This is a genomic window from Pectobacterium sp. CHL-2024, assembly GCF_044751765.1.
In the GTDB taxonomy this organism is placed as follows: Bacteria; Pseudomonadota; Gammaproteobacteria; order Enterobacterales; family Enterobacteriaceae; genus Pectobacterium; species Pectobacterium brasiliense.
Genome location: NZ_JBIXKO010000005.1, coordinates 138,935 through 162,840 on the forward strand (window position 1 = coordinate 138,935; position 23,906 = coordinate 162,840).

Here is a 23,906-nt window from a genome sequence, read left to right on the forward strand (position 1 = left end):
AGCTAAAACAATTCAGCAGAGAGGGATGGTTAACATGAAAAAATTACTGGCTATAGGCATTACACTGGCGCTGACATCATGGCAACTATCGGCGCAGACGTTTGTGCTGACAGATGCTGAAAGCAGTGTAGAAAAGGGAAACTGGCAAATTGGCAGTGATGCCCTGAAGATAAAAAATCAGCATTTCAGCATTGAGCAAAAAGTCCTGCACGGCGGACGTCAGGAAGGCAGTAAAGTGATCACGATTACCAGTCAAGACGGCCTGAAAATTGCCCTCAGCCCGACGCGAGGGATGAACTTGCTGCATGTGACGGGAAAAAACATCCGTTTGGGGTGGGATTCGCCGGTTGATGAGGTCGTCAACCCGAATACCATCAATCTGGAAAGCCGTAACGGGCTGGGCTGGCTGGAAGGTTTCAATGAGATGATGGTGCGCTGCGGCTTTGAATGGACGGGGCACCCGGTCGTCAGCGATGGCATGATCTATACCCTGCACGGCCGCGCGGGCAACACGCCAGCGTCAAAAGTGGTGGTGGAAGTCAGCGATATAGCACCGCACACCATTACGGTGCGCGGCCTGCTGAAGGAAAACAGCTTCAAGAAGTCGAATCTGGAAACCTGGACCGAGCTGCGCTACGTTCCCGGCAGCGAGTCGTTTACCGTGCACGATGTGCTGACCAACAAAGCCGACTACGCGCGCGACTATCAGATTATCTACCACAGTAATTTCGGTACGCCGATTCTGGAAGAAGGCGCGCGTTTCATTGCGCCGGTAAAAGACATTTCTCCGTTTAATGACCATGCCAAAGCAGGTCTGGCAACCTGGCAAACCTACAAAGGGCCGACAAAAGACTTCGATGAAATGGTGTTCAACATCACGCCATATACGGATGCACAGGGCAAAACGCTGGCGGCGCTGGTGAACAAGGCGGGAGATAAGGGCGTGTCGATTGCCTTTGACACCCATCAACTGCCGCTGCTGACGCTGTGGAAAAACACGGATACGGAAAAACAGGGCTACGTCACGGGGATCGAGCCCGGTACTAACTACGCCTATCCGGTTACGATTGAACGTGAACAAGGACGGGTCAAAAAGCTACAGCCCGGCCAGAGCACGACATTTGAGCTGACATACAGCCTATTGAGTAGCACTGATGCGGTACAGCAAACGGAGCAGAAAGTGAAAGCCATTCAGGGTGGCAACAAAACCACGCTGACGGAAAAACCCATCGCCATCGAGTAACGCTATCTATGCCGGCCACAGAATCTGGTGGTCGGCCATCTCACGTCATGGTTACGCTGAGTCATTGTCACGTAACGCCATAATTATCTTTTCTTATCCGTTTCTTCATTTTACGCGTACCTTGAGGAAGGTATTTGTTACGTATTTGATCAGGGGATGAGGATGTCGTTGAAAGATGCGCTGCTTGCGCTTTGTGTTGTCGTGCTATGGGGCGTGAACTTCGTGGTGATCAAAGTTGGGCTGAACGACATGCCGCCTTTCTTACTGGCAGGGCTGCGTTTTTCGCTGGTGGCGCTCCCGGCAATTTTCTTTGTTCCTTTCCCACGTATTCCCCTGAAATGGCTGCTCGCCTATGGCATGACAATCAGCTTCGGTCAGTTTGGTTTCTTGTTCCTCGCCATTAAGCTGGGCATGCCTGCGGGGATTGCCTCGCTGGTGTTACAGGCGCAGGCCTTTTTTACACTGCTGGTTGGCGCAGTCTTGCTGTCGGAAAAGCTACGTTGGAATCACGTTGTCGGCATTCTGGTGGCGGCGCTAGGGATGGTGGTGCTGGCAGAAGGTCGTACAGCGCTGCAAATGTCGTCCGGAATGACTACCACCACGCTGCTACTGACGCTTGCGGCGGCGCTGTCATGGGCGGTGGGCAACATTATCAATAGAGTCATCATGAGCCAAAACAGCGACGTGCGCATCATGTCACTGGTGGTGTGGGGGGCGCTGGTGCCTGTCGTGCCGTTTTTCATCAGCTCCTGGCTGTTTGAAGGTCGGGACGCGATTGTCCATAGTTTAACGACCATCCAACTGCCGACGATATTATCTCTGGTTTATCTGGCATTTGCGGCAACCATCATCGGCTACGGGATTTGGGGAAGCCTGCTGGCGCGCTATGAAACCTGGCGTGTGGCCCCCCTGTCGCTGCTGGTGCCGGTGGTTGGGCTGGTCAGCGCCGCCGCGTTCCTCGGTGAATCTCTTTCACTATTGCAGGTCGTGGGCGCGGTACTGATTATGGTCGGCCTGCTGGTGAATGTGTTTGGCGCGCGGTTACGTTCATGGCTACCCGTGCGGCAGTCGTAAACCCTATGTCTCGTTATGGGGCGTATTTATCGTGCAGCGTCGCAAAGATAAGCGGCTATTTTCGCAATTTTTCATGCCTTTCCTACGCTTCTTACTGCTGCTGGTGAATCCGTTAAGCCGTGTCTGTTTATTGGCGTGGACTTTGCAAGTTAGCCAGGCAAGAGGGTAGACATAAAAGCAGTGAGTGAAATCAACGGGATAAAGGGGTCGGCATGAGAATAAAAAACACAACATCGGGAAAATGGTTGTTGTCACTGAGCGTGACGGCGCTGCTAGTGAGTGGAACCGTCCAGGCGGCGTCTGCCCCTGCAGTGGAAGCGAAAAACGGTATGGTGGTCAGTTCGCAATATCTGGCTTCGCAGATTGGCGTCGATATCCTGAAAATGGGCGGCAATGCGATTGATGCCGCCGTGGCCGTGGGTTACGCGCAGGCGGTGGTAAACCCCTGCTGTGGCAATATCGGCGGCGGTGGATTTATGACGCTGCACCTGGCCGATGGGAAAGACACCTTTATCAACTTCCGTGAAACCGCACCCGCGGCGGCCAGCGCCAACATGTATCTGAATGCTGATGGGAGCGTGAAAAAAGACGCGAGCCTGTACGGCTATCTGGCCGCTGGCGTACCGGGAACGGTGCTGGGGCTGGATACTGCGCTGCAAAAATACGGCAAATTGACGCGTGAACAGGTGATGGCACCGGCGATTAAACTGGCGCGTGAAGGCTTTGAGCTTACGCGAGCGGATACCGATATTCTGGACACCACCGTCAAGCGCTTCAAAGCCGATCCTGAGGCGGCGCGTATTTTCCTGCGCTCTGACGGCAGCGCGTTGCAGCCCGGCGATAAGCTGGTGCAAACCGATCTGGCGAATACGCTGGCGGCGATTGCCGCGAAAGGGCCGGATGCTTTCTACAAGGGCACGATCCCACAGGCGGTGGAGAAGGCGGCAAAGCAGGGCGGCGGCATTCTAACGGCGGCTGATTTTGCCGATTACCGTATTACCGAAACGGCACCGGTAACCTGTAACTATCGTGGCTATCAGTTTGTCTCTTCACCCCCGCCCAGCTCCGGTGGCGTCACGATGTGTGAAATTCTCAATATTGTCGAAGGTTACGACATTAAATCGACAGGCTTCAATTCGGCCGCCACCGTGCATGTGCTGACGGAAGCGATGCGCCATGCGTACATGGATCGCAACACCTATCTCGGCGATCCGGCGTTTGTGAGCAACCCCGTCGAGCGCTTGTTGAGTAAGGACTACGCTGCTGAAATTCGCAAACAAATCGAACCAGAGAACGCGACGCCGTCCAAAAACGTACAGCCGGGGATTGGCCCGCACGAGCGACCGGAAACCACGCACTACTCCATCGTGGATAATCAGGGCAATGCGGTGTCCACCACGTATACCGTGAACGGGCGTTTTGGTTCGGTGGTGATCGCGCCGGGTACGGGCTTCTTCCTCAATAACGAAATGGATGACTTTACCGTGAAGGTTGGCGAGAAAAACCTGTACGGACTGGTGCAAGGGGAACGTAATTCGATCGCCCCCGGTAAGCGCCCACTTTCGTCCATGAGTCCGTCACTGGTGACGAAAGACGGCAAAGTCTTCATGGTGCTCGGTTCACCCGGCGGTTCGCGTATTATCACCATCACGCTGCAAACGGCGCTGAATATCATCGATCACGGCATGGCGCCGCAGGAAGCGGTGGACGCACCGCGCATCCATCATCAGTGGCTGCCGGACGAGGTATATTACGAACAGCGTGGGCTGTCTGCCGATACGCTGAACCTGTTGAAGCAGCGTGGCTACAAGATGGTGGAACAGACCCCTTGGGGTGCAGCGGAGCTGATTCTGGTCGGCTTGCCGGGTGCGGCGGGCGTGACGCCTGCGGATTCGGGCAATGACTCGGCGGTATCTGGCAAAGTGCGTGAGGGTTACCTGTACGGCGCAAATGATATCCGCCGCCCGGCCGGAGCAGCGATAGGGTATTGATTTTGTTTTCCTATAAGTTAGCAGCCCGAAAGGGCTGCTCTGTCTGCGTTATTCTGATTTTTTATCAACTAATCCTAATAAAGACATATCATAGAGAAGGTCTGATTTTTCTTCCTCGGTGATCTCCTCTAACAACTGTTCAAGAGGATGTTCAACGAGAATTTTTTCTATCATATCTCTATGGTATTTTTCGGCTATATCTGGCCCTCTCCCTGCGATCATAATTAAAGATAAGACCTCAAGCATTAGATTTTCAATGGGGAAATCATAAGCTCCCTCTGCTTGTTCATAGGCGTAACCACCTTCCGATTCATTTTCAATCCATACATTTCCAGTCATATTGTAAGAGTGAATTTTGTGTCTACAATATATGTAATAGCACTCTAAAAAGCTTTCCCTAATCTCATTATAGCTAATACGTTCTTCGTTCACTTTCTTCCTCCTGGTTTCAATATAATTCCATTGTTATCTAATACATTTATTTCTATATTAGGATATTTTTGCTTAAATTGGTCAATGACACCTAGACAACTTTCACAGGCTGCCCGTTCTGTGAATATGGTTACACTGCCTTTTGCTGAGATATTGCTTCCTAATCTATCGGCTAAATTATCTAGTATTTTGTATTCTGAATCAGTATTTCTCGATATCTTTGTGCCCTCACTGTTCTCTATCACCTGATAGGTGAAATTCTGTTTTCCTGAGCCGACAAAACCCTGCTCAGCTTTGTCTATACGGCTATGCCCTGCTAAGGTTTTCGGCATCCCTAGTATATTAATTTCTGCGATAGCTACATTTCCACTAGTTCTAGGATTGCGAGGTAATGTTGCTCTCAAATCTATAATCTGCTGCCTAAAGCCAGCCGCTTGCTGTATGGTCTTCTCATTAACCAGATAACTTTTCCAGCCTGCGGTTGGCGTCACGAGGCTTTTTGACAGGTACTGATTACCGACGCCTGCCTTCCCGATGCCCGCGAATGTACTCGCTATCGAAATACCAAAACCTAAAGCTTCTACTGTGTCCTTAGACCAGCCCGTCATCTGGCTAAAATTTTCAATCCATTGGTTTCTGGCAAACATCTGACCATCAGAAATGCTGTCGCCTGTAGTATAGGTAAACAGCTGTTCCATGTCATAGCCAACATAAAGTGGGTAATTGCTTGTACGTTGCCGATCTTTCTGTACCCAATAATTGGCGAGTATTCCATCCTCTTCGCGTGTTGTAGGGTACAGTGCCATCAACGCCTCATATTGCTGGCGTTCTTCTGAATTTAATGATTCCTGTGCCACACAGTTAACTTTGCGGCAGGATGCTGCCAACAGGCGCATTTCCTTCTCTTTGTCACCTTTGGCAATCTCTTTGATGGCCTGAATTTCATCAAGGTGTAATTGTCGATTAAAGCGTTCAACAATTTCAGCGGCGTTGGCACCGCTGTTAACGCCACTGGCTTTGCCTGTGGCGACTGCGCCCAGAACTGCACCCGCGAAGCGGCTAATTTGAGCCTGTTTTTCTTGCCATCCTTCTGATTTAACAAGGTTATCGTTAATGATGATGCCAGCCAGCTCTGCCGCTAATGCACCAGCCGCAGCGCCTTTAACGTCACCACCACTGATTTCAGCAGCGATACCTGCGACAACAGCATGGCTGAGGGCTTTGCCCGGTACGTCAAGGACTGTACCGTTATCCCCAATAAATTTTGCCCCTTCAGCATTAATCTGGCTGCCGACGTTGCTCAAGAGTGCCGTGGTGAAATTATCTTTGAAGCTACCGCCGTTAATCGCGGTACCGATGCTGGAGCTGATCACTGACTGTCCGGCGACGCGTTGCGCCACCTTACTCCAGTCACCGTTGCTGAGCATGGGGAGCTTAGCCTTAGCGGGGTCGATGACGGTTGCGCCGTTAGCAGCCTTGCTAAATTGCATGACTTCATCGAAGCCTGCTAGTGCGCCGCCGATCACCATTGAGGTAACCAGTGATTTGACCGAGTCACTGCTGCTCATGGCCTGGAACGTTTTGGACAGGTTGCCTTTGTTATCCACCAGCGCGACTGCTGCCTGCGAGGTCAGTGCCGTCATTCCTGAATAAGCTGCACCGTTTACGACAGCAATTGTTGTCGCGCTGGCTCCCGTTCCCACAGCACCAACTGCCATGTTACCTGCAGCAGCAGCCAGGCCTGCTCCTGCGGTTACCGCCGCAACGGCAATGGCAATCACTGCCCCCACAACGGGGTTCAGGCTTTGTGTGGTGTGGTTCCAGGTGCTATAGGCATCTTGTACTGTGTTCCACTGCACATCAGTGCGGCTGTTTAAATCCTTAAGCCAGGCTGTGCCGGGGTTATTACTCAACACCAAAAGAGCATTTTGCAGGGACTGCGCATTCTGGGTTTTTGCATCAGCGGTAATGCCAGTAGCGGCATCAATAGTCAGTTGGCCGCCAGAGTAAATGCTTGGAAGCAACCAGGTGTCTTTGGTATAGCCTTTGTCATTGCTCTTGATGAAGAACCCTTTTGAGGTGGTGATCGTCTGCTCGAATGCAGTGTCTTTGACCGCCTTGAAGTTAATGCTTCCTTGTGTGCTGGTCAGCTTGGCATTCTTGCCCGCGTTGATTTTGCTGGCTTCATAGGTGCTGTCATCACGGCTGAGCAGATTGATATCACCGCCTGCGGTGAATTCTGTCACTTTGTTTGTGACATTGTGGCTGGTTTGCCGAATGGTGGTTTTCTTGCCGTACCATTTGCGTGTGGTGGTGGTTTTTTCGTAATGGCTACTTTCTTCCGCCGCTTGTGCGTAGAGGAAACCGCCTTTGGCTGCCGCATCTAATGCACCTTTAGCAATAAGCTGGGTCGCCTGGAAGAGAATGCTGCCGTTAGATAACAGCGTGAGTATTCCGCCGCTGTTCAAAACGGCATTTTTCTGAGTCACGGACTCGCTATATTCGTTGCCTCCTTCCCGATAGATATGATTAGCCACTGCGTTAAATTCCATTTTTCCGCCGGAACTTAATGCCATATCACCACCGGAAGAGAAATCGGTTCCGGTGGCAATAAGAGAGCCATTCGCCGAGAGCGTTAATTCTTTATCGGTATGAAGTGAGGCTACAGATTGGCGATCATCTTTATTGTTATCATTTAAATCATCAATGAATGAGTATGCTAATGCGGGAAGAGTGAAATCGCGCCCAGCGACTAGTGTAGCTCTTCCTTTACTTTTTACTTTCATTCCTTGAGCTTCAATATCCCGTCCTGCGCTAATTTGTAGGTTATTGCCGCTATATAGTTGACTGACGCTCTCTGGGGCACGACTTGGTAGAAAATCGAGAGAATATCCTTTTGTTTTACTCTTCGGATTGATTATTACATCCAATGCACCGCTGAGGTTGATATCTTTTCCTGCATTAAGGCGTTTTCCTTGCAACAGAAGACTGCCACCAGCATTCATTAAAATATCGTTCGTGGCGTTAACTTCGCTGGTTCTTAGTAAGGCATCGTTGTAAAGAGGCTGACGTTGCTCCGAAGATGGAGAAAGATCTGGCGATTGTTGTAAGAAATTGTCAGAATGGATAAATAATATATCTTTATTCGCTGTAAGGGCTATGTTTTTGCTTTGTGATATCTCTATATCAGATAGATGTATATTACCACCCGAGTTAATGTCTAGATTATCAGAAGCAGAGAGTGTGGAGAATTTTTGACGTTTTTCTGGTGTATAATAAAGCCCTGTTAAATAATTTTCATCTTTGGGCTGACTGTGTATCGTAATGTCACCCGTACGGCTTGTGAGCATAGCGTTTTGACTGATGAAATTTCCCTGAAAAGCAGAAATATTATTACCCGCTATGGCTGATAAATTTTTTTCAGCCTGAAGTTTTGCATCGGAGATAGAAATATTTTCTTCTGCTATCGCCGTTATGTTTCCTGTTGCTTGTAACGTATCGTTGATGAAAATGTTCTTTCCATTTAGTACGATGTTTTTTGCGGTAATAGCTGGCTGAGATGTAATAGTGAAAACTGTATCTGGGGTTTTGATATCGTAAGGTGCTTTTTTATCAAAGCTTAATGTGTCTATGAAATCAACAACCAGATCACTTCCAGCCGTAATGCGAGAAGATAATGGTAGGCTCTCACGCCAGTTGTAAAAAGAGTCTAATATTTTAACCCATGAGGAATCTTTTCTATTTGGGTCAAAAAAATTGGGGGCTGGTGGTGGGGTCCGTAAATTCTCCTCAATATCATAAATATAATCAGACTGTATATCCATTGTCCCCAGTCGATGGCTTAACGAGGTGAAGTTTTTCCCGGTAAGCATGATGTTGTTTGATGCTGAGATCAAACTGGCATTGTTATTCAATTGAGTTGCATTAATATAAATATTTTTACCAGAAAGAATTGTAGCTTCAGGCGTTTCCTGAGACAGGAGATACTGCGTCTTCGCCTCATTAATTGTCAGTGCGACACCGTTATCAATAGCATCCCCAAACCATTTCTTATTTTTATTATCTTTAAAATGAGGTTGATGTGTTATCTCTGCACCTTCTTCTGAAGGTTTGATGGATGTTGAGGTTGGAACGATGTCATTATCTTCTATTGTGAACTGGTGACGTAAGTTATCCAACTGCTCCGTCCGAATCACCAAATCCCCGGTATTGGTTTTAATCGTCCCTGAGCGGTTTTCGACTTTAACGCCTTTGTTCCCCGTCGCGTCTTTTTGGATCCACAGGTTGTTGTTGGCCTGAATGGTGGCCTGTGTGTTGGTCAGGCTATCGTTGAACAGGCGCATATCTTCGCCCGCGATGATATTCCCTCGGTTATTCAATACGGTACTGGCAAGCGTGATATCGCGGTCGCTTTTCACCGTATTGCCTGCGGCAATATCGACCTGCTGTGCATTCAGATTAAGGTCGGTTTTCGCGTTTACATTACCGAGCTGGATTTTACCTTTGCTGTCCAGCGTAATGCCTTGCTGAGAGCTGGTCAGGTTAGCGACGTTAGCGCCGACTCCGTCCTCGGTTGCCACGAGTCGGATGCGTTCTGCATACATGCCGCCGAGCGCTTTGGTGTCGACTGCCAGCAGTGGTTTGGCACCTTCTCCGGCGATGGGGGCGATCGTGCTGGTTTTGAAATCGACCCGATTGCTGCCTTGAGTCAGTGTCAGGTTTTTCGCGTTGATTTTGCCGTTCAGTTCGGTTGCCCGGCTGAGGATATCGACATAATCCGTTGCTGAACCGTCCAGGCCTTTGCCACCAATGGTGATGCTGCCTTTTTTCACTTCCAACGCTTCAAGTGCGCCTTGCTGATCCAACACCGGTTTACCGGTTGTCAGCGTGGCTGAAGGCGTATTGATGAACCCACATCCGTCACAGGTGATGCCGTTCGGGTTGGCAATCAATACGTTGGCTTTATTCCCGAAGACTTCGATCTTCCCTTGCAGGTCTGAGCGGGTGGAGCCCGTTACCTCGTTGATAATCAAATCGGCCGCTTTGCCATTGAGGTTGGCGTTAGCGTTTAACTGCCCAGCCAACTGCGATTGCCCCGCGGCAATGCTGTTGTTTAGCACAGCACCGGGTGTCCCGACGCTGAAATCTTTATAGGTATTGTGAGAAACACCCGCTGCGTTTGGCGTCGCGATATTGATGACCGGGACGGCACCCGCGTTGTTGACTTGCGTGCGTGGGCCGTCTGGCGTGAGTGCCGCGAACGCGGGGTGTAACGGTTGAATTGCGGTCAGGTAGATCAGCAGATAGCTAAGTCCACGAGTGGTACGGTTATTGAATTTTTCCATGTGACTTTCCTTGTTTTCCTTTTGCTTGAATAAAACGCTTAATCAAAAAACGCTGTAACGGGGAGGGAGACTTGCCAGTAAACGACGGCGTTGTCGGGATGGAGATCGTCCGGGAAGTGCAGCGGCACACCGAGTGACACTGACTGGCTGACCCAACGTGAAGATGCAGACAGGCCGACGGAAGCGCCGGTCATATTGCCACCATCGACTTTGCCGGCTTTCCCCGCAATCCACCCGCTATCCAGCGCGGTGGTTAATGCGATATCTCCCAAAAATGGCAGCGTGGTGAATTGCCAATTCAGTTCATTACGCCAGTAGAAACCCCGATTGCCAGTTAGTGTCTGTTCCTTAAATCCCCGGACGGAATACTCGCCGCCGAGCGAGACGCGTTCGCTGGTATACAGGTTGTCCGGCGTGGTTTGGCCGTAAAGGGAAGTCAGAAAGTACAACGAGGGTGTAAGTGGGTAGAAGTAGCTGCTGCTGACGCTAAATTTGCGGAACTCGCTGCGTGGCAGGCCACTATTTTCCTTTGTATCATTTGTCGCGCCCCAACTCCTTACGCCATGGCTTAACATCGGGTTGAGCGTAAAATATCCCCCGACCAGCGTGGTGCTATAGCTGAGCCCAAGGTTGGCGCTACTGACCGTAGGGCTGCTGACCTCAAGGCGCTCGCCCGCCATGCGGTTCTCGGTGCGTCGGCGGGAGAGCGCGCCATCCAGCGCCAGCTTCTGTTTCCCATCCCGATAGAGCGTTCTGTTGAGGCTGAGCCGATGAGTGTTGCTTTGTCCTTCATAGCGATACGCGCTGCTGCCAATCGGGATCGGTTGGAAAAAGTCATTCCAGGCGTATTGGTAGCCGAGCGTCCAGTAGCCATAAGGCAAAGACATCCCGCCCGATAAGGCTTTGCTGCCGTAGCTATGGCTGAATGCGCTATCACGGCTGGCGGTGAGCCACCAGCGGTCAGCGAGTCGCAGCGGGTTATCGAGCGTTAGGTGGGTAGAAAGCTGTTCGCGGCCCGTGCTTTTTTGTCCGCTGTTGTCTGTGCTGAGAGACAGGGTGACAGGGTGGGAGTGCGTGGTGCGTTTGAGATAAACAATCGAACTTCCGGCTTGTTTTCCCGGCTGAATATCAATTGCAACCTGCCGTGAAGGCAGACGATTCAACTGTTCCATCCCTTGTTCGATGTCGCGCAGATTAAGAATATGTCCTTCCAGCCCGGGGAAGGCCATCTTGATTGCGAGTGGCGTTTCCCCTTCCATACGAATGGCTTCTATTTTTCCCTCGCTGACGCTGATGATGAGCGTGCCGTCGGAGAGATCTTGTTCCTGCAAATAGGCTTGGCTGGTGACAAAGCCGCGATTTAGGTAGGTGTTGGTGGTTTCCCTCACGACGTTATGGACTGTGGCTAAATCAAGGCAGCGGTTTTGGTAGCGTCCCTGAATGGCGGTCCGATCTTTTGTCGAAAGCGCATCTGCATTGTGAAAGGTAATCCTTTGGATAGGGAAGCAGACAGCATCCTTTGCTGTTGGTGCAGTGACCGTGGGTATCGTTAAGGTGGTGCTGTTTTCCAGCGATAAACGCTGCTGTTTGGCCTGCTCCAGTAATGACTTTTGCTGGAGCTCTAGCGCATCGCGATCTGTTGGGCTGATGGCGGTGGCGGCAAAGGTTGAGCTGCTGAGACTCAAAAAAATAAGGCTTATAAAAGAAAGGGTTTTACACAAAATGAACGTGTTCCTTACGTTGATTTACATTTTGCGCTTATATACACAAATGCTTCATTTCGTGACTAGGTAAAATCGATAGCCAATAGAAATTCGACAGAATACGTTGAGAAATTTAATTTTTGAGAATAAAAATGATAGTCATTATCATTTTTATATAGATAGGCAGGTAACTATATCGTAAGTCAGAGTAATTTTTATATTTATCATTGGGTTTCCGCTGCGATGGAAACCCAATGAGGTCTGAAGTGGGGACGGTTACTTAAAGTCCGCGTACGGCGTGAGCGGCTGCGGTGGGCTGTCGAGATCGCCCTGCCAGCCGGAGGCGGAGTAGCGCAGGTAGATGAGGCCGTGGCTTGGGGTGTAGTCCTTCGCTTGCTGGATGTCGATACCGACGCCCAGCGTCCAGTGTGAGCTTAGGCGGCGTTCGACAAGTGCGCGCGCCGTATAGCCGAAGCCGGAACTGCTGCTGCCCTGTTCGATGGCGTCTCGGTCGGTGATCGCAGCGTTGCCCAGCAGGCCGGTCAACGGATAGCGACGCTGGTCTTTGGTAGAAGAACGTGACCACGACAGCGATCCGCCGAGTTCCCACGACCAGTTTTCCGTCCGCTGCCGGTAGTTCACCGGCACGCCTAGCGAGAAGTATTGCTGCGGGCTGTAGTAACCGCCCTGACCAAGCGAATAACCGCTTAAATCTTTCTGGTAGCGCCACCACATACTGTTCAGACCGACTGTGACGCGTCGGTTATCCTCATTAATCAGCTTGTAGTAATAACCTGCCATAGCGCGAGCGCGGTCATTATTGGCCACGTTTTTACCCGTAATTTGATGGACGCTGAAATCACTCCAGACGCCGTGCGCTTCGCCCCGATCGTAGCTCAGCCCGAGACTGACGCCCGTGGCACGCACGCCGCCCCAGGTAACGCCGGTGCCCGGGTCTTTGGTGCCGCCGAAGGCGAGTAATGAGCTGGAGATTGGGCGGCGCGATGCTGTCGCGGTCCAGCCGATTTGCCGCCAGTCACCGCTGTAGCTTGCGCCACCGACGATATCGACCACGTCGAAGCCGAGCGGCGTGGTGCCGATATCCGCCGACCAGCGATCGTTCTTCCAGCCTGCGGCTACGCTGGTGCCGGTGGCTTTCTGTGATTTACCGTCGAAACAGTCCCGCGTAGCACAGGTGCCGAAGGTTTCCCGATAGGCACCGTTGCTGTCCGTAGAGAAGGAGCCAGCGTCCATCTGTACGGTATCGGTGCGGAAGAAGGCGCGACCGTCGTACAGCGGCATATCCACTTGCAGCATGGTGTTGTGGGCGCTGAGGTCGGAAATTCCGCCTGTACCGCTCGAACTCCCGTAATCGTGGTCAAGCGTGACGGTAATATCCTGTTTGCGATACAGGTTTGCGGCATCGGCGCGGATGCTGCGTTGCAGCCAGTCGTCGCTGCTTTTATTGCGCGTCAGTCGGGTATAGTCATCATCGCTTTGCGGCAGAGCGGGTGTGATGCCGCTAGCAACCATCGCCTGTTTATAGTCCTGCTGCGCCTGTTCAGGTTGAGACTGCTGTTGTTCAACGCGTGCCGCATCGCGATAGACCAACGCTTTGCCCTGACCGACGGGTTCTTTCTGCGCGTCGATTTTTAGCTGACGGAAAAGCGCCGTCGATTTTTGCGGATTTCCTACCGCTTGCCAGGCGTTGGCGACGCGCCGCTGCGCATTGAGGGTATCAGCCGCCTGCGCCGGGAGCTGGTTCAGACGCTGACGTGCGTCATCTTGCCGACCCTGCGCGATAAACGCGTCGATCTCACCCAATTGTGCGTCGGGGTTCTGCGGTTCCCGTGTGCGAATGCGTTGATAATCCGCCAGCGCTGTCGCGTATTCGCCCCGTGCCAGCGCCCAGTCTGCTAGCAGCAGATCGATACGGGTATCGGTCGGTTGCTGACGCAGGAACGCAATGGCGGCGGATTCATCCCCCGCATCGCGCATGGCTTCTGCTTTTGCCAGCGTGGTCTGCATCGTCAGACGCTGAGATAAATCGCGCATGTCGTCGCTCCACTGCGCTGCGGGAAGCGTGTTCAAGTGAGCGAGTGCTTGCTCATCGCGATTGGTCGATGACAGGTAAAGTGAGTAAACGTAGTTCTTCTGCGCGTCGGCGGGTGGCACGGCCGTCGCACGTTGTACCACGCTGTCGGCCTGCTGCATTTGCCCCAACTGGCGCAGCGTCTGGGCATAGCGATAGGCAAACCAGATATCGTTCGGATCCTGCTGGCTCGCCTGACGATACTTCTCTTCCGCCTGCGTCCACTGCTGCTGTTCCGCAAGTTGGTCTGCCTGTTGTTTTAGGATATTGAGTTGTAGCGCAGTAAGCGTCTCCCGCATCGTGTTCTGCTGGCTGCGCGACAGGCTGTTGAGGTAAGTGAGTGCTTTCTCCGGCGACTGCCGCTGATAAATCCCGACCAAGCCGCGCAGGGCGTTATCGTTGCCGGGCTCAAGGTGTAAAGCCTGCTGATAGAGCGGCTGGGCGGCGGTATCGTTTTGGCTGGCAACGGCGACATCGCCCAGACCAATTAGCGCATAGGGATTGGTGTTATCCATCTGGCGTGCCTGTTGATACTTCTGGCGTGCCAGCGAGAGGTTATTGGCTTTTAGCGCGTTGTCGCCTTCCGCAATGGTGGTCCAATATTGCGTACTTTGAATCAGCCCTTCCCATTTGCCGCTGTTCAGGCGATTCACATCCGCCTGTAGTGCCTTCTGGAACTGTGCCAGCGCTTTTACCCGATCGCCAGCGCGCAGGTAAACCAGGCCAATCGCGCCGATCAGTTCGGGGTCGTTGGGTGTGGTAGCCAGCGCCTTATTCAACTCGCCAAGCGTGGCGCTATTGCCGCCGCCGTCTTCAATCTGTGCCAGTGCGCGCAGCCGACCCTGATAAACGGGATCGGCTAATATTCCCTGCTGGCGGCTGAGCTCTTTACGTGCCGTATCCGCCTGTTCGCCTTCATCAAACACGGTCAGGAAACGATTGAGTTCCGCCACACTTTGTGGCGTGACCAACATCCGGCCAATAATTTCCAGCCACAGCGACGCCGCCTGACTACGCCCAACGGGGTCATTAGAAAGCTGTTTCAGTAAGGGATAGGCTTGTTCGTTACGATTCTGGCTGAACAGCAGCCGCGCCAACACCATACGCAGCGGTACATTATTCGGATAGGCCTGATCTAACGTCTCCAGTTGTTTAATCGCCAGAGGTTGCTGGTTGGGTAAGCGTGAGACCAACCGCCAATACTCCACGGCGAGATCGAGCGTGGGTGGCTCGCCGTGAAAGAGCGAGTCATACTGTGCTTTGGCTTCCGCATAACGTCCGGCGGTAGACAGCAAACGCGCCTGCTGTAATTGCTGACGTGCGGCTTCCTGCGTCAGCGCCAGCGTCATCTCTGCCTGCCGATAGAGGGCGGAATCGGGTGCCACGGCTTTCAGTTTGTCCAACTGCTGGCGCGCCTGTGCCTGATCGCCTTGACGCAGCGCCAGCCGCAGTCGGGCGGCTATAACCTCTGGGTTATCCGGGTTAATCAGCTCCAGTCGATGGAGCGACTGACGCACAATATCGTCTTTGTTGCTGGCTTCTCCCAAACGCACCTGCTCCATCAGGAACTGCTCTGGCGACGTAGTTTCTGCGCTGTATGCCTGCGGCGCAGTAACCAGCAATAACGGGAGCAGGCGCAGCCAGTTCAGCGCCAGATTGTTGGCTTTCAATGCGTTGTCACCTTTCGCGATCGTGGTCCAATCTTGCGTATTTTGGATGAGCCCTTCCCATCTACCGCTGTGAAGACGGCTCATATCCACCTGTAATGCCTTCTGGAGCTGTTCCAGTGCTTTTTTCCGATCGCCTTCGCGCAGGTAAACCAGAGCGACCGCGCCGATCAGTTCGGGGGTATTTGGCGTGGCAGCCAGCGCGTTATTCAGTTCATTGAGCATGGCGCTATTGCCACCGCGGCTTTCACCCTGTGCCAGGCTACGGAGACGTGCCTGATAGGCGGGATCGGCTAACATTTTCTGCTGGCGGTTAAGCTCTTTGCGGACGGTTTCTGCTCGTTTGCCTTCGTTAAATAGGGTCAGAAAGCGATTTAACTCTGCTACGCTCTGTGGCGTGACGGGCATCCGCCGAATGATCGCTAGCCATAGCGATGCCGCCTGACTGCGTCCGACGGGTGCGTTAGCCAACTGTTTCAGCAAAGGAACGGTCTGCTCGTTACTACCCTGACGGAAGAGCAAGTATGACAGCGCAAGGCGCAGAGGAACGTTGTCAGGGTATACCTGATCCAGCACTGCCAGTTGCTTAAGCGCGACCAGCTCCTGATTCGGTAAGTGGGAAACCAGACGCCAGTATTCAACGGCCAGATCGAGCGTTGGGGGTTCGCCGTGAAAGAGCGCGTCATACTGCGCTTTGGCTTCCGCATATTGCCCGGCGGTAGATAGCGAGCGAGCCTTCTGTAATTGTTGGCGCGTCTCTTCCTGCGTCAGTGCCAGTATCATGCTTGCATGACGATAGGCAGCGGAATCGGGTGCCAGCGTTTTCAGTTTTTCCAACAGCTGACGCGCCTGCGTTTGATCGCCCTGACGCATCGCCAGCCGCAATTTGGCGGCAATTGCTTCGGGGTTATTTGGCGCGATAAGCTCCAGCCGATAGAGAGACTGACGCACGAGATCGTCTTTGTTGCTGGCTTCTCCCAGGCGCACCTGTTCCATCAGGAATTGCTCTGGCGATGCGGTTTCCGCGCTGTATGCCTGCGGTGCAGCAACCAGCAATAACGGGAGGACGCGCAGCCAATTTAAGGTGTCGTTGCGCATTGGCTGCCCCGATACGGTAAAAGTTGGCCTTGTGAAGTGAAGCGATAGCGCTTCTGATCCCATCCCTGACCAAAAAGCGTCAGAGAAGCAGAGAAATAAGCATCGTCACCCGGTGGATTGGCAGCGAGCCGCTGTCGCTGGGTGGCCAGTGCGTCCGGCTGACGAGAGAGCATCGGAAGCAGCGAGGCGGAAAAGCCTACCGATCCTTGTCCGGTGACGGTGCCTGTCGCGGTGTCCGCTTTTTCGGGCGGTAGCCCTTGCTGGATCGTCTGCTGAACCATCGGCTGAAACTGTTTGAGCAAATCGGTTTTCCCTCTACTGCTGTCGGCCATCATCCCCGCCCACAGATAGACGCGGATGGCGTCATAGCTGCCGACATTAGGTTTGGTGGTATCGGACTGCCAGCCTTTGCCGTTTTGCCAGATAACCCAATCAGGCGAAAACCCTTTCGGTGCGGTTTCCAACAGCAGGCGCTGCGTGGTGCGCTGCATGGCTTTCCACTTCTCGTCCAGCGGCGCAAATCGTGCCAGTAGCTGCGGCGGCAGGTAGCTGGGGTTCAAGCGCCAGCTCTCTTTCTCTGCGAAGCCCACTTTGCCGGGCAATAGCATCACGCCCAGCCCCGGAATCGTCACCACCTCTTCTTTGGCGATGCGCGCAAGCAGCGCGGTGCCTAGCGTCTGATAGCGTGCCTCTTTCCACAGCCGGCCAGCTTCAAGCAGACTATAGGCAATCCACAGATCGGCATCGGAAGCGGAGTTCGGATCCAGTACCGTCCACTGTTTATCCGTGTTCTCTCCCCACAGCCAGGCGGGCAGATTCGCGCGCAAATCGCCTGCGGACAGGTTGTCCTCTGTCCATTTCAGCAGCCGATCAAACATCACGCGATCGTTGGCGACCAGCGCAAAGAACAGGGCGTAGCTTTGCCCTTCGGACGTGGTGATTTTATTGGGCGTTGAGGTATCAATCACCCTTCCTTGTTCGCTGATGTAATACTGCTTGTACTGCTCCCAAGCTGGCCAGTCGCAGACGGCGGCGGTGGTCAGGGAAGCCCATAGCCACAGCAGCGTGGGAGTCAGGTAGCGCAGCACGCGTGGCATGGTGCGTTAATCCCTTTCATCCGGCGACAGGCGACGGCGGCTGAAGAGTCTCAGACCTCGCCACAGCAGCCAGGCAATAATAATGACGCTGACGGTGGACATGATCGCCAGCCAGACGGGATGTTGCGCCAGTACGTGCCAGATACGTTCCCACCACGGCAGGTGGCCGACGTAATAAACATCGCCGACGCGCAGATTATTGATGCCCGATTCGCGGATGACGGAAACGGAACCGAACAGCGAGGCTCTTTTTTCACTGTCGATCAGCGCGTTGTTGAGCAGCGTATAACCCTGCGGACTATCGGCTAGCAGCGCGACAACGCTGCGCTGGTCGTGATACGGGGACTGGAAGCCGATAATCGCCGACATCGCTCCGTCACTGCTGACGGTGGTTTTACTGTCTGGCTTCGCGTCAGATTCGGGGGAGCCCATGTCCGGCATTGCGGTCTGGCGTAGCGGCTGTTTGATCCAGCTTTTTGTTTGTTCGACCAGTAGGTTAATTTTACTACTGTCGTGCAGTTCAGGCGGGATAGCACCGATCATCAAAATATCGCGGTCCTGCTTGTCTACCTGCGTCCAGTCATCGCTGAGCTGCATCGCTAACGCCGGATAGCCGGTTTGCGCCCCAATGTTACCGATGGCGTTCAGCATAGCGCTGAGCTGAGCCGGTTGTGGCTGTTTGTTCACCAGCACCAAGGTTTGTGACAGGTCAGCTAGTCGGCTGAACGGATAGCCGGCATTGGCAAAAGCACGTAGATCCGGCATTGCCATAAAGTGGCGATAGCCAGAGAAGTTAACCGTCGAGCTGCCGTCGATGACGGCGTGATTCACGACTGGCGTATAAGTTTCGCAGCGGTCGGCGGTGCCGCTGGAGAGCAACGTAGTGTAGTTGAAATCAAAGCGCAGCTCGTTGGTCGTGCCCAGTTTCAGCGCCGGAATAGACAGGGTCTTGTCGGAATCCCGTAGCCCCTGCGTGAGCGGCAGGCGCATCAACAGGGAGTTCTGGTCCTGTTCTGGCGCCAGCGAGAAGGCCTGTACAAACTGGTTGTTCAGGTTGATGCTCAGGCGCGAGCCGTCCTGAATCTGTGGCGCGGTGTAGCGATATTTCAGGCGCATATCGATGCCCTGACTGCGGATCAGGAACAGGTCGGGCGGCAGATTCATGGTCAGCGAAATCGGTCGGGGCACGATACCGTCGGTTTGCAGCTGTTCGTTATATTGCTGTAGTTCGGCGAAGGTCATCGGGCGGTCGGTGCGAACCCAGTTTGGCGCATCATACGGCTGACGTGGGGCGAGCTGTTCGACCTTATCGATGGTGACGCTTTGCCCACGGAACAGCGCATTCCCCTGTGCGATGCCCTGCACGGCGGTGAGCAGTTCATTGTCATCACGTCCCTGAACCAGCAGTAGTTTCACATGAGGATCGTTAGGGTGGCTGATGATCGATACCGTTGGCCCGTTCACGGCGGGAGTATCGCGCAGGAAATCCGGCCGCTTATCGTTGGTAGCGAACACAATACCGTGGCTATTCGGCAGTTGGTTGAAGAGGGCAGGGAAAGACTGCCCGCGCCATTGTGCTTTGCTGCCAAACCACGAGGCGAGCACCGCAGCGGCACGCTGTTGCACCAGATCCGGCTGGTCGGCAAAGACGATAGGCAGCGTCAGTGGGCGGGTATCGCGGCTGTCAAAAAACGGTGCTGGGAACGGCGACAGATCGTCTTTCAGCGTCAATTTCTGGAATTGTAGATTGAGCGCACTGGCTTTGCTGATATCCAGCCACAGACTGGTGCTGGCTGGGTTTTCGCAGATGTTCTGATAATGGCCGACGAACACCAACTGCATACGGTTAAAGTCCGTGATGTAGCGCGGATCGATAGGAATGCGAACGCGGTTGGATTTCCCCATCTGCTCTTTGCTAATCGTGGTGACGCCCATGAGCTCATTGTTCAGGTAAACCTTGATATGCGACTCGGTGGGGATCAGCGCCGGTGACGGGGTAAACTCGAGATCGAGGGAAGCCTGCGTGACCACTTCATCGCTGCGAACGCCAAACTCAATCTGTCCGTCGGGATTGATACCGCGTAGCGCAAAGGCGCCCGGCGCAGGCGCGATTTGCGCAAAGGGCATCACCACGTTGCGCACGGCGGTGTTGGTTGCCGGTTGCGCCAGAGGAATCGCTGGCATCGTCATCGCTGGCGCTACGGTAGCCGCGTTGGCGGGCGGCAGGGGCGCGTCCCCCGTGGCCGGTGTTTGGGCGTGCGGTGCGGTGACAGCTTGAGATAATGAGCTGACGCCTAAAGCCAATGCGGTGAACCAGATTATTTTTTTCGTCATCGTGTCATCATCAATGTTAAGGGTCTTTCTCGTTGTCAGGAGAAAGACCGTTGATCACGGCCTGTGAATGGCAATCAAGCCACTGTCTTTTCTGTAAACAGGTTCTCTTGTGCAAATCGCGTTTCATGGGCAGACGGCGTTTTGCCCTGATGTAAGGCTTTTTCCGGCAGCGCAGCACCCGACGGGGTTGTGACGGTGCGTTTCCCTACATAGCGTGGGATGAATGACACCACCCACACCACGATGTTGAGGAAGGCCAGGATAATGTTGCGTATGACAGGCGGCGCGTAATCGGCCAGACGCAGGTAGCCGCGAAAGCCGAGTGCCAGCACATCAACCAGGCTTTCGACCGGTTTATCCTGCGGGAAGCTGTCTTGCCAGAGTGCCCAGGTGTCAGCGCGGGCAAACGTACACTGAATGAAATCAATATGCTGGCGGATGGTCAGGTTGGTCATGCGCAGGCCAATCTTGTTGTCGAACGCGCGGGTGACGCTGAACGGAAAGGCGTACTCCTGCTGACCGCGTTTTAGCAACAAAGAGACGCTGTCCCCGACCTGAAGAATGCCCGACTCGCGGGCTTCAACGCCGACGCCGCCATCGGAATAGTCGCGCAGGACACAGGGGAAAAGATGACCATCGGCACGGAGGATGGCGGCGGACATCGACATTTCCACCCGGTGGGCCTGACGTACCTGCTTGGCTTCTACGGCAACCGCGACGGCTCCGCCTAAAATGGTCATGTTGTACACGACCCACAGCAGGCTGATGAGCACCGTCATGATCTCTTCCGGCGGCCCGTAAATCAGACGCCAGAGGCCATACACGATCCCTGCGATATTCAGCAGCACCAGCACCAGATAAGGCCGCGTAATCACCCAATCGACATGCTGTTCTTCCACCAGTCCGCCTTTGGCCGTCACGTTGAATTTCCCTTTGTGTGGGTTAAACAGCGCGACGGTAGTCGGGCGGGCGATGTACCACGCCAGCACGGTTTCATAGATCTCACTCCAGAACGAGTGACGGTAGCGCCCCTGAATACGCGAGTTGGTCAGGCTGGCGTGTACCATGTGCGGCAGCACGTAGAGCGCGATGGCCAGCGCCGGGGCGAAGATGATGTAGGCATGCAGCAGGAGGAACGCCAGCGGCGCAGTCAGGAAGATCAGCCGCGGAATACCGGACAGAAAGTGCATCATGGCGTTGGCATAACATAGCCGTTGCCCCAGTTTCAGCCCCTTGCCGAACAGCGGATTATCCAGCCGGAAGATTTGCACCATGCCGCGCGCCCAGCGAATACGTTGCCCGATATGAGCCGAGAGGCTCTCGGTTGCCAGTCCGGCGGCCTGTGGAATGCGGATATACGCCGAGCTGTAGCCAAGGCGATGCAGGCGCAGTGAGGTGTGGGCATCTTCCGTCACCGTTTCAACCGCAATCCCGCCAATCTCATCCAGCGGTTTACGCCGCAGGATGGCGCAGGATCCGCAGAAGAACGTGGCGTCCCACATATCGTTACCGTCCTGAACCAGACCGTAGAACAGCGTGCCTTCATTGGGCGTACGGCGGAAGCGTCCCAGATTGCGTTCGAATGGATCGGGCGAGAAGAAATGGTGCGGCGTTTGCAGCATCGCCAGCTTTTTGTCTTTGAAGAACCAGCCCATGGTTAATTGCAGGAAAGAGCGGGTAGGGACGTGGTCGCAGTCGAAAATGGCAACGAACTCGCCTTTCGCCTGTTTCAGGGCGTTGTTGATGTTCCCGGCTTTGGCATGTTCGTGTGTGACGCGGGCGATGTAATGGACGCCGACGTCTTCTGCGAAGGCCTTAAATTCGGCGCGCCCGCCGTCATCCAGAATATAGATGTTGAGCTTATCTTTAGGCCAGTCGATACCTAACGCGGCATACACCGTTGGTTTCACGACGCTCAACGGTTCATTGTAGGTCGGGATCATCAGATCGACGGTTGGCCACGTTTTGCTGTCTTCCGGCAGTGAAACCGGGTGGCGGTTCAGCGGCCAGATCGTCTGGAAATAGCCCAGAACCAACACGACCCAGGCATAGGTTTCCGCTGCCAGCAGCAGCATGCCGCAGATCAGACTCAGCGGATCGTCCCAGTTCAGCGTTTCAGTGTAGCGCCACCACAGGTAACGGCAGGAAACCGTGAAAGAAAGGGCGATCATCATGAGCGTTGGCATGCGTCCCGGCATGTTGCGAACGAGCATGGCGATGCACCACAGCAGCGTCATGAAAATAAACTGTGACAGTAAATCAAACGGTTGCGTGATGCATAGCAGCGCCAGCGCCGCACACAGCAGGCTCAGCGCGACCGTCACTAGCCTCTGAAGGCGGCTCGTCTTGGTGGAGCCTGATTCATGGTCTTCGCGATCGTCAGTATTCGTGTGGCTAAAGCGGGTAAACAGCGCTTGCTGCGCGTTCATGTAGCGTTGCCGCCAGCGCGGCAGCGCGGAGAAGTAATTGCGGCGCGATGTCGGCAACTGGCCGTTTTTGATGGTCAGCAGCCAAATACCCTGTGTCAGATAGCGAAGAATATCGGCCGGACGCGGGCGTTGAGGCGAAATGTGTGGGAACCAATAGGTTCGCTGCGCGCGAATCTGTTGCCAGCCCTCAGACTCCAGCCGCAGGAAGATCCAGCCGAGTATCGCAAACAGCGTGGCGAAAAAGGCGGCAAAGGCGGAGGCACCCTGCTGACGATAGCCGCGGTAGCGCTGCTGTATCGCCTGTCTGGCGGGCGGAACAAGGAACAAGCGCAGGATTCCACTCATACGCCGCTTTCCTTAACGTGAATCAGGCACCAGTTTGCCAGCGTCATGATCTCTTCCGCTGCCACGCTGTCCGGGCGACATTCGCCCAGTGGCTGCTTCAGCATCAGCGATTCTGCCAGGGCTTCGTCACGGTGTACCACTAGCGGCAGCAGATGTGAGAGCGTGTGCAGCCAGAGCTGGTGTAAATCCTGCTGGAGCGTGCTGAGAGTAGAAAATTGATTCACCAGAAAATGGCACTGACGCGGCAACGCCTGCTGATGTAAGCGCGAATGGCAGTTTGCATCGGCTACCACCACCTGAAACACGGTATTCGCGGTGGCTAACGCCTGCCGCGTGAGCGGGCTGTTGTCTGCCGGTACATCGATCAGTATCCAGCGATGGCGACCCGCCGCGCTGAGCTGTGCCAGATTGTTTTGCCAGAGTGCGGGGTGCTGGTGGTAATGCTGTTGGAGCGTCGCGATCTCCTGTGTATTCAGGCGACCAAACGGCAGGAAATCCAGTCCGGGGAGATATTGCATGGCACCCGTTTGCCACGGCGCGCCATCGGCTTCCGCTCGCGCCCAGCCGCGGCGCTGTTCAAACGGCATATTAAAATTAATGCGCAGCAAGTTGTCCGGCGAAAAATCAATCACCAGCGCGGATTCGCCCAGCCGTTGGAAGGCCCAACCCAGCGCGGCGGCGATTGAGGTGGTGCCTACGCCTCCACGGATCCCCTGCAAAGCAATCACAGGCATCGTCAGTCGCTCCCGGCCGGTTCTTTTAATTCATCCAGCAGCGGCCAGCGAGCCATCATTTGGCTGAGACGCGCCTGACGGGCGATATCGATATAGTTTATTTCAGGTAAAGAAAAAGCCTGACTGAGAACCCGTAGATCGTCGTCGGTTCTTGCATTTTCAGTTAAATCGGCGCGTGCGCTGGTATCTATACGAGTCGGTTCGTTATTCATCCCATGCCTCTGAAATAGGCTATCCATTATCATTGATATCGATAAAGGGAAAACATCCAAATAGCAGATGTGGTGCGTCTTTTACTGCACCCATAACAGACAGTCTGGCA

The 23,906-nt window shown here is 53.9% G+C and carries 12 protein-coding genes; 3 read left to right on the forward strand and 9 right to left on the reverse strand.

What is annotated here, in order from left to right:
• Positions 1-34: 34 nt before the first annotated feature.
• From ACIPUG_RS10490 to ggt, 3 genes are all read left to right on the forward strand, one after another.
• The gene (locus tag ACIPUG_RS10490; protein WP_400338348.1) at positions 35-1,243 is read left to right on the forward strand and encodes an aldose 1-epimerase family protein; all 1,209 of its coding nucleotides are present in this window, start codon (positions 35-37) and stop codon (positions 1,241-1,243) included.
• A 162-nt stretch (positions 1,244-1,405) separates the two neighbouring features.
• Complete coding sequence (locus ACIPUG_RS10495; RefSeq protein WP_400338349.1) at positions 1,406-2,317, forward strand: EamA family transporter; 912 nt, start codon at positions 1,406-1,408, stop codon at positions 2,315-2,317.
• Between the two features lie 212 nt (positions 2,318-2,529).
• Positions 2,530-4,308 (forward strand): gamma-glutamyltransferase, encoded by a 1,779-nt coding sequence (gene ggt / locus ACIPUG_RS10500; RefSeq protein ID WP_400338350.1) that lies wholly within the window; start codon positions 2,530-2,532, stop codon positions 4,306-4,308.
• A gap of 48 nt (positions 4,309-4,356) precedes the next feature.
• On the opposite strand, the gene imm2 is transcribed toward ggt, so the two are convergent.
• The 9 genes from imm2 to bcsR form a co-directional block, all read right to left on the reverse strand.
• On the reverse strand, positions 4,357-4,740 hold the full coding sequence (gene imm2 / locus ACIPUG_RS10505) for an Imm2 family immunity protein (protein ID WP_400338352.1): 384 nt from the start codon (positions 4,738-4,740) through the stop codon (positions 4,357-4,359).
• Positions 4,737-10,085 (reverse strand): DUF637 domain-containing protein, encoded by a 5,349-nt coding sequence (locus ACIPUG_RS10510; protein ID WP_400338354.1) that lies wholly within the window; start codon positions 10,083-10,085, stop codon positions 4,737-4,739. The genes imm2 and ACIPUG_RS10510 overlap by 4 nt, the downstream gene beginning before the upstream one ends.
• A gap of 38 nt (positions 10,086-10,123) precedes the next feature.
• Positions 10,124-11,806 carry a ShlB/FhaC/HecB family hemolysin secretion/activation protein gene (locus tag ACIPUG_RS10515; protein ID WP_400338355.1) on the reverse strand — a complete coding sequence of 561 codons (1,683 nt, stop codon included), beginning with the start codon at positions 11,804-11,806 and terminating at the stop codon, positions 10,124-10,126.
• 258 nt (positions 11,807-12,064) lie between these two features.
• The gene (gene bcsC / locus ACIPUG_RS10520; RefSeq protein WP_400338410.1) at positions 12,065-15,634 is read right to left on the reverse strand and encodes a cellulose synthase complex outer membrane protein BcsC; all 3,570 of its coding nucleotides are present in this window, start codon (positions 15,632-15,634) and stop codon (positions 12,065-12,067) included.
• 992 nt (positions 15,635-16,626) lie between these two features.
• A complete protein-coding gene (gene bcsZ, locus ACIPUG_RS10525; RefSeq protein WP_039465496.1) occupies positions 16,627-17,742 on the reverse strand; it encodes a cellulose synthase complex periplasmic endoglucanase BcsZ in 1,116 nt (371 codons plus the stop codon).
• Between the two features lie 6 nt (positions 17,743-17,748).
• On the reverse strand, positions 17,749-20,076 hold the full coding sequence (bcsB, locus tag ACIPUG_RS10530) for a cellulose biosynthesis cyclic di-GMP-binding regulatory protein BcsB (RefSeq protein WP_400338357.1): 2,328 nt from the start codon (positions 20,074-20,076) through the stop codon (positions 17,749-17,751).
• A gap of 74 nt (positions 20,077-20,150) precedes the next feature.
• Entirely contained in the window at positions 20,151-22,850 is a 2,700-nt protein-coding gene (bcsA, locus tag ACIPUG_RS10535) for a UDP-forming cellulose synthase catalytic subunit (protein ID WP_400338359.1), read from the reverse strand.
• A complete protein-coding gene (gene bcsQ / locus ACIPUG_RS10540; protein ID WP_014917066.1) occupies positions 22,847-23,584 on the reverse strand; it encodes a cellulose biosynthesis protein BcsQ in 738 nt (245 codons plus the stop codon). Before bcsQ ends, bcsA begins: the two co-directional genes overlap by 4 nt.
• A gap of 2 nt (positions 23,585-23,586) precedes the next feature.
• Positions 23,587-23,796: a cellulose biosynthesis protein BcsR gene (bcsR, locus tag ACIPUG_RS10545; protein WP_014917065.1), complete on the reverse strand. Its 210-nt coding sequence runs from the start codon at positions 23,794-23,796 to the stop codon at positions 23,587-23,589.
• Positions 23,797-23,906 lie beyond the last annotated feature (110 nt).